Below are 5,869 nucleotides of genomic sequence, written 5' to 3'. Positions count from 1 at the left end.
GCCCTGTGCGGTGTAGCGCATCACCCCCGGCAGTCGACCGATCTGACGCAGGTGGTCGCCGAAGGCCGTCCGCACCAGTTCCGATCTGGTTGGCGCGGGGTCGGTGGCATAGGAGTCGCGGTCGGCCGGACCCGTCTGAAGATCCATGCCCCGCGCCATCAGGTTGGCCGAGGCGACCCCGTCCGCCAGCGCGTGGTGGATCTTGCCGAGCACCGCAATCCTGCCCTCTGCGAGGCCTTCGATGAAGTACATCTCCCACAGCGGTCTGGTGCGGTCCAGCGGCGTGCTGGCGATCTTGCCGACCGCGTCGTCGAGTTCGCGGCGGCCGCCGGGGCTGGCCACCCGGTACGGGCGGATGTGGTACTCGAGGTCGACCTCGCAGTTCTCCCGCCACATCGGATGGTGGAACTTGAAGGGGATGTCGACGAGTTCGTAGCGGAACGGAGCGAGCTTGAAGAGCCTGCCGTGGATGACCTTGCGGAAGTCCTCGACGCCGAACGTCCGGCCCTTCAGGTCGTCGAGCGCGATCACGGCCAGCTTCAGCGTGTGCATGTGCACGGCGGGTGTCTCGCTGTACAGCAGGACGGCGTCCCAACCGCTGAGCCTCTTCACGCGGCTATATAACCTGCTTTGCCCCGGCCATCGTCTGGTTTCGGTGAACTTCGTTGAGAAACAAGCCGATTGCCGTGGCCATCGAGCCGGTGCGGGCTCCGTCGGTCATGTCGAAGCCGTGGCCTGCGCCAGGCAACTCCACGTAACCGACCGGCGCCCGTGACTCGGCGCGCAGCTTGGCCACGAAGTCGCGCGCCTGCTGCACGGGGATGACGGTGTCGCCACTGCCGTGAATGACGAGGAACGGTGGCGCGTCGGCATGCGTGCGGGCGATCGGTGATGCGTTGCGGAAGATCTCCGGATGCCGGTCGAGCCCGTGCTTCACGACGACCCGCTCCAGGAAGTCCACGAAGCGCGCCCGCTCGACGGTGGAGCGGTCCTCCCAGTCGTAGCGGCCGTAGATGCCGACGACGGCGTCCACCGAGGTGTCGGAGCCTTCGGGCAGGTCCTGCTGCATCTCGGGATCGTTGGGAGTCAGGCCGGCCAATGCCGCCAGGTGCCCACCTGCCGAAGTACCGGCCACGGCAACGAAATTGCGGTCGCCGCCGTACTTGTCCACGTTGGCGCGGGCCCACGCGATGGCGGTCTTCACGTCCGTGATGTGTTGGGGCCACGGGTGGTTGGGCGCGACGCGGTAGTCGATCGAGAGGCACACCCAGCCCATGTCGGCCAGATGCGACATCAGCGCATAGCCCTGGAGTATCCGGCCGCCGTGCACCCATGCGCCGCCGGGCAGGAACAGCATCACCGGTGCGGGTTGCACTGGCAGGTCCTTGGTCCGCCACACGTCGAGGAGTTGAGATGGACTGTCCCCGTACCGAACCGAGGACCGGTACACGTTGCGACGATGCTCGAATGCCTTCCACACCGGCGGAGTGCGTTCGGGAGCGGGCCAGGTGATGTCGAGATCCTTGGCGGGCACGACCCCACGCAACGCCGCCTCGGTCACGGCATTGGTCGCATCGCGCTGCTGCTTCTTCACCTCGCCGATGCCTGGCGTCAGCCAGGACTTGACCGCAGCGCCGACGAAGTCGGGGGTATGCCGTACCCCCCAGATGCTCATCGCGGTGGCCCCGCCGAGCGGTTCGAGGTGCTTGCCGATCACGGGCAGGGACGTCGCCGCGACGCTCATCGCCAGCATGTAGTCGGCAGGACCGGCCTTCAACAGCCAGCGGGCGCGGGTAGTCCAGGTGGGTCCGGGATACCGGGTATCCGGTCGAGCCGTCATTTCGCGAGGGTACCCCGGTTACCCGCCGGTAAACGACAACAATCAGAAGTTGTCTACCAACTCCACGTCGGGGTGGTTTAGTCGAGGTCGTGGGCACCTCTGCGCTAGCGATCACCGACGACCACCGCGACCTGGCCGACGCCGCGAACGGCCAGCTCAGAAGGCTGAAGAGCCGCGCTGCGGCCAGGGCGACCCTCGATCAGGACGCGGCGGGCGCGACTCACCCCGCCGACCTGTGGGCCGCCGCCGTCGGCGTCGGTTGGCAGGGCCTGGCGATCGCCGAAGAGCACGGCGGATCGGGTTTCGGACTGCCCGAGTTGGCCGTGGTGCTCGAGGCGCAGGGACGCGAACTGTGCCCCGGCCCCTTCCTGCCGAGCAGCTCGGCCGCGGTGGTCATCGACCGCTGCGCAACGGATACCCTTCGAGCACACCTGCTTCCAGGACTCGCCGACGGCAGTCGCGTTGGCGCCCTCGGGCTGTCGAGCGACATCACGATCGGTCCGGGTCTGACGCTCACCGGCGAGAGCGCCGCAGTGCTTGGCGCACCACACGCCGACGTCCTGGTGCTGACGGCCGGTGACGACGTCATCGTCGTGGATGCGAACGCCGACGGGGTGACGGTCACACCCCTTGCGCCACTGGACACCACCCGCAGCATCGGCAAGGTCGAACTGCGCGCGGTCACCGTCACCGAGGACCGCGTCCTTCGCGGGGCCGCGCGCAACGCGCGCTCTGCGTTCCGCATCCTGGCCTCTGCCGAGGCCGTCGGAATCAGTTGGGCCGCCCTGGAAATGGCGGTGGATTACGCCAAGGTGCGCGAGCAGTTCGGCCGCACCATCGGCACCTTCCAAGCCGTCAAGCACCACGCCGCCAACATGCTCGTCAACGCCGAGCAGACCACCGCAGCGACATGGGACGCCGCCCGCGTAGAAGACCTCGACAGCGCATGGTTCCCGGCCGCGGTGGCCGCATCACATGCCATTCGTACGCAGATCCTCAACGCGGAGTGCAACATTCAGCTTCACGGCGGGATCGGCTTCACCTGGGAGCACGATGCACACCTCTACCTGCGCCGGGCCCGCACGCTCGCGGCGCGCTCATCGCCGACGGCGCCGATCCCCTGATCGACGTCGTGGCGGGGCAGCGCAGCGGGCAGGCCCGCGGCGCGTCGTTCACCCTGCCCGCCGAGGCCGGGGAGTTCCGCGCCCCGGCCCGCGAGGCCGTCACCACGTGGATGTCCCTACCGACCGAGAAGCGGCGCGACTTCCTCGTCGACTCGGGCTATCTGGTACCGCACTGGCCGAAGCCGTGGGGCCGGGGCGCGGCCGTGCTGGAGCAGCTGGTGATCGAGGAGGAATTCCAGCACGTCGAGCGCGCCGACATGGGCATCACGGGCTGGGTCACCCTCACCATTGCCCAGGCGGGCAACGACGACCAGCGCGAACGCTGGGTCGAACCGGTGCTCCGCGGCGAAGTGATGTGGTGCCAGCTGTTCTCGGAGCCCGGTGCGGGTTCCGACGCCGCCGCGGTGCGCACGGCGGCCAAGAAGGTCGACGGCGGCTGGCTGATCACCGGCCAGAAGGTGTGGACCAGCCTGGCGCAGCAGTGCCAGTGGGGGCTGGCGACGGTGCGCACCGATCCCGACGCGGCCAAGCACGCTGGCGTCACGATGGTGGCCATCGACATGTCGGCGCCTGGGGTGAAGATCAATCCGCTGAAGGGCCTCACCGGGCACGCGCACTTCAACGAGGTCTTCTTCGACGACGTGTTCGTCCCAGACGCAGACGTGGTCGGCGAGGTGAACCGCGGCTGGCTGGTGGCCCGCGCGACGCTGGGCAATGAGCGCATCTCGATCGGCGGCGGCTCGTCGGCGCCCACCGGCTTCACCGTCGATGACCTGATCACGCTGCTCGACGGCGCGCCGACCGAGACGGCGGCGGCCCACGTGCGGCGGGCCGGCGAGGTGATCGCCGAGGCTCACACGCTGCGGCTGCTCAACCTGCGGCGGGTCACGCGCGCCATATCGGGCGCCGAGCCCGGTCCCGAGGGAAACGTGACCAAGCTGCTGTTGGCCGAACAATCGCAGCGGCTGACCGAACTGGGCATGGACCTGGCCGGGGCCACTGCCGTGGTCGGCGGGATGCCGCAGCTCGCGACGGCCTATCTGGGAAACCGCGCGATGACGATCGCGGGCGGGACCTCCGAGATCACCCGCAATACGATCGCCGAGCGCATCCTGGGCCTGCCGCGCGATCCGCTACTGAAGTAGGGCTACTCCTTGTCACCAGGCGGCGGCCGGTTCGCAATCACGGGGAACTGACCCGTGAATCCCTCGCGCTCCTTCGCGACTGCCAGCACCCGCGACCGGACGGCGAACCAGCCGACCACCAGCGCCGGGATGATGAGCACCAGCAACCCGACGGTCCACGTGCCGATCGGCGGGTCGAAGGCCATCAGCACCAGCACCCCGAGCAGGAACGCCAGCGTGAGGTAGCCGGTCCACGGGGTGCCCCACAGCCGGAACGACGGCCGCTCCAGGATGCCCTTCTTCGACCACCGGTAGAGCTGGATCTGACAGATCACGATGGTGCCCCAGGACGCGATGATGCCGAGGGCGGCGACGTTGAGCACGATCTCGAATGCCTGCGCGGGCACGATGCCGTTGAGCAGCACGCCGAAGAGCCCGATCACGGCGGTCAGGCAGATGCCGCCGTAGGGCACGCCGCGCTTGTTCATCAGCGAGGTGAACTTCGGGGCGCTTCCGTTCATCGCCATCGACCGCAGGATCCGCCCTGTCGAGTACAGACCCGCGTTGAGGCTGGAGAACGCGGCCGTCAGGACGACGATGTTCATGACCGTGCCGGCACCCTCGATACCGATCTTGGAGAAGAAGGTGACGAAGGGGCTCTCACCGGACTTGTAGGCCGTGTACGGGAGCAGGAGCCCGAGCAGGAACACCGAGCCAACGTAGAACAGCGCGATGCGCGCGATGACGGAGTTGATCGCCCGCGGCATGATCTTCTCCGGGTTGGCCGTCTCACCCGCGGCTGTGCCGACGAGTTCGACTGCGGCATAGGCGAAGACCACGCCGGAAGTGACGATGACCACCGGGAACAGGCCCGTGGGGAACAGTCCGCCGTGATCCGAGATGACGCTGAATCCGGTCGACTGACCCTGGATGTCGTAGCGGCCCGCCAGGAAGATGGTGCCCACGACCAGGAACGCCACCAGCGCGACGACCTTGATCAGCGCCGCCCAGAACTCGAGCTCACCGAACACCTTCACCGAGATCATGTTCATGCCAAGCACGATGGCGAGCGCGATGAGCGCGATGAGCCACTGCGGGATGGGGGCGAACGCCTTCCAGAAGTGGAAGTAGGTGGCGATGGCGGTGGAGTCAACGATCGCCGTCATGGCCCAGTTCAGGAAGTACATCCAGCCGGCGACGAATGCCGCCTTCTCGCCGAGGAACTCGCGGGCGTAGGACACGAAGGACCCCGAGGACGGCCGGTGCAGGACGAGTTCGCCGAGCGCCCGCAGGATCAGGAACACGAAGATGCCGCAGAACCCGTACACCAGGAACAGCGCGGGCCCGGCGCTGGCGAGTCGGCCACCGGCGCCGAGGAACAGTCCGGTGCCGATCGCGCCGCCGATCGCGATCATCTGGAGCTGTCGCGGTTTGAGGCCCTTCTCGTAGCCTTCATCCTCGGATTTGAACGCCGAGTTGTCGTACTCCTCCTGCTTCGGTTCAGTCGTCATCGGCCCGCACCGTCCGACGGCCGTACCACGGGCGGCGGTTTGGACGTGTCATTGATGTCGCGGAAGGTGAAGGCGAAACCGAACACGGCGATCACGGCCGCGATCGCATACCCCACGATCGAATACCAGCCGGCGTGCAGGTAGGCGGTGACGGCGACGATCCCCATCGCCAGGAACACCATGGTCATTCCGATCAGGGGGATCTTGGCCGTCAAGTCGATGCGTGCCATGAAAACTCACCTCGCATAGTCGGCGGGCCGGAGTCCAGCC

3 protein-coding genes and 2 pseudogenes are annotated in these 5,869 nt (G+C 67.6%); 1 reads left to right on the top strand and 4 read right to left on the bottom strand.

Features of this window, described 5'->3' with window-relative positions; all coding sequences use genetic code 11:
• Positions 1-612 (bottom strand): wax ester/triacylglycerol synthase family O-acyltransferase (locus ACRDUX_RS10540; RefSeq protein ID WP_526413620.1); only part of this gene is annotated, 612 nt, incomplete at its 3' end.
• Between the two features lie 4 nt (positions 613-616).
• On the bottom strand, positions 617-1,840 hold the full coding sequence (locus ACRDUX_RS10535; RefSeq protein WP_526413618.1) for an alpha/beta hydrolase: 1,224 nt from the start codon (positions 1,838-1,840) through the stop codon (positions 617-619).
• A gap of 89 nt (positions 1,841-1,929) precedes the next feature.
• Between ACRDUX_RS10535 and ACRDUX_RS10530 the strand changes: the two are divergent.
• Positions 1,930-4,109: pseudogene (locus ACRDUX_RS10530) on the top strand (acyl-CoA dehydrogenase family protein).
• 2 nt (positions 4,110-4,111) lie between these two features.
• Here the strand turns inward: ACRDUX_RS10530 and ACRDUX_RS10525 are convergent.
• Together ACRDUX_RS10525 and ACRDUX_RS10520 are read right to left on the bottom strand one after the other, a co-directional pair.
• Positions 4,112-5,599: an amino acid permease gene (locus ACRDUX_RS10525; RefSeq protein WP_526413616.1), complete on the bottom strand. Its 1,488-nt coding sequence runs from the start codon at positions 5,597-5,599 to the stop codon at positions 4,112-4,114.
• Positions 5,600-5,649: 50 nt separating this feature from the next.
• Positions 5,650-5,829 (bottom strand): annotated as a pseudogene (locus tag ACRDUX_RS10520) (hypothetical protein); the annotation flags it as partial.
• Between the last annotated feature and the right edge of the window lie 40 nt (positions 5,830-5,869).

It is taken from the genome of Mycobacterium sp. (genome assembly GCF_050701675.1).
Classification (GTDB): Bacteria; Actinomycetota; Actinomycetes; order Mycobacteriales; family Mycobacteriaceae; genus Mycobacterium.
This window is presented reverse-complemented; position numbering and strand designations above follow the sequence as displayed.

What these genes read in the sequence shown, in the direction of transcription:
- ACRDUX_RS10525 (WP_526413616.1), bottom strand. Translation starts at nt 5,599, where the DNA reads ATGACGACTGAACCGAAGCAGGAGGAGTACGACAACTCGGCGTTCAAA.
- ACRDUX_RS10535 (WP_526413618.1), bottom strand. Translation starts at nt 1,840, where the DNA reads ATGACGGCTCGACCGGATACCCGGTATCCCGGACCCACCTGGACTACC.